This is a genomic window from Streptomyces sp. NPDC017890 (assembly GCF_044328675.1).
Taxonomy (GTDB): Bacteria; Actinomycetota; Actinomycetes; order Streptomycetales; family Streptomycetaceae; genus Streptomyces.
In genome coordinates this window covers 1-1,736 of record NZ_JBIRHU010000133.1, presented here as the reverse complement: position 1 = coordinate 1,736, position 1,736 = coordinate 1, and the positions used below count along the sequence as shown (strand labels likewise).

The following is a 1,736-nucleotide window of genomic DNA, read 5'->3' as shown; positions in this document are numbered from 1 at the left end:
CGGCTCACGGAGAGCTGGGGTGTACGGCCCGACTATGTGACCGGGCACTCGATCGGTGAGCTGGCCGCCGCGCATGTCGCCGGGGTGTTGTCCCTTGACGACGCGGTGACGCTGGTGGCGGCGCGGGGGCGGTTGATGCAGGCGTTGCCGGCGGGCGGCGCGATGCTGGCCGTCGGTACGGACGAGGCTGCGGTGGCCCCGTATCTGGAAGGCCGGGAGGCGGAGGTGTCTCTCGCCGCCGTCAACGGTCCGTCCTCGGTGGTGATCGCCGGCGACGCCGATGCCGTGGCCGAGCTGGGTGCCCAGTTCTCCGGGCTGGGGTGGAAGACGAAGAAGCTGCGGGTGAGTCATGCGTTCCACTCGCCGCACATGGACGCGATGCTGGACGACTTCCGCCGGGTCGCCGAGTCGCTGACCTACTCCCCGCCCTCCATCCCGGTCGTGTCGAACGTGACCGGTGAGGCTTCGGCTGATGTCGCTTCCGCCGAGTACTGGGTACGCCACGTCCGTGCGGCCGTGCGCTTCGGGGAGGGTGTGCGCTGGCTGGAGGACCAGGGTGTCGGTGTCTTCCTGGAGCTGGGTCCGGACGGTGTCCTGTCCGGTATGGCGCGGGAGTCCCTCACCGGGGACGTGCAGCTCGTCGCCGCTCTGCGTAAGGACCGTTCCGAAGCGGAAGCACTGCTCACGGCTCTGGGCCGTCTGCACGTCGCGGGCGTGACCCCGGACTGGCCGGCGTACTTCTCCGGCACGGGTGCCCGCCGCGTCGATCTGCCCACCTACCCCTTCCAGCGTGAGCACTACTGGCCCCAGGCTCCGGCCGAGCAGGCGTCGCCTGGGATGCAGGACGGCATTGAGGCGGCGTTCTGGGAAGCGGTGGAGCGTGAGGACCTGGCCTCGCTCGCCGGGACGCTCCAGGTGGACGGGGACCAGCCGCTGAGCGCCGTACTGCCCGCTCTGTCGAGCTGGCGCAAGGAACGCCGGGAGCAGCTCGCTCTGGACGACCTCCGTTACCGGATCGGCTGGACCGCGCTGACCGGGCTCTCGACGGCCGGGCTCTCCGGGACCTGGCTCGTCGTGACGCCGGAGGAGCATGCCGCGAAAGGGGAGGCCGGCCGGGTCGAGGAAGCCCTGCGTTCCCACGGCGTCGACGTCGTACCACTCAGGCTGGACGGCGGGGACTTGTCGCGAGACGTGGTTGCCAAGCGGATCCGTGAGGCCGCCGCAGGCGACTCCGTGTCGGGAGTGGTGTCGCTGCTCGCCCTCGCCGAACACACCGGCGTGGGCATACCGCCCGGCGTACTCGGGACGCTGCTGCTCGCCCAGGCACTGGGCGACAGCGAGGTGCACGCCCCGCTGTGGCTCGTCACGGCCGGTGCGGTGGCGGTGGACGCGGCTGACCACGGTCTGCGCCCCGAGCAGGCCGGCGCCGTCGGCCTCGGCAGGGTCATCGGCCTGGAATATCCGGATCGATGGGGTGGCGCGATCGACCTGCCGCAGGTCTGGGACGAAGCCACCGGTGCGCGACTGGCCGCAGTGCTGGCGGGTGCCGAAGGTGAGTTGGCGATACGCGCATCGGCCGTGTTCGAGCGGCGACTGCTCCGGGCCCGCGCCGCCGCTGAACCGCTTTCACCCTCGTGGAAGCCGTCGGGGACGGTGTTGGTGACGGGTGGTACGGGTGCGTTGGGTGCGCATGTGGCGCGGTGGGCTGCTCGTGGTGGTGCGGAGCATTTGTTGTT

At 71.0% G+C, this 1,736-nt stretch carries 1 protein-coding gene; it reads left to right on the top strand.

Features of this window, described 5'->3' with window-relative positions; genetic code table 11:
• Window positions 1-1,736 (top strand): acyltransferase domain-containing protein (locus ACH4F2_RS35990; RefSeq protein WP_398136805.1); only part of this gene is annotated, 1,736 nt, incomplete at both ends.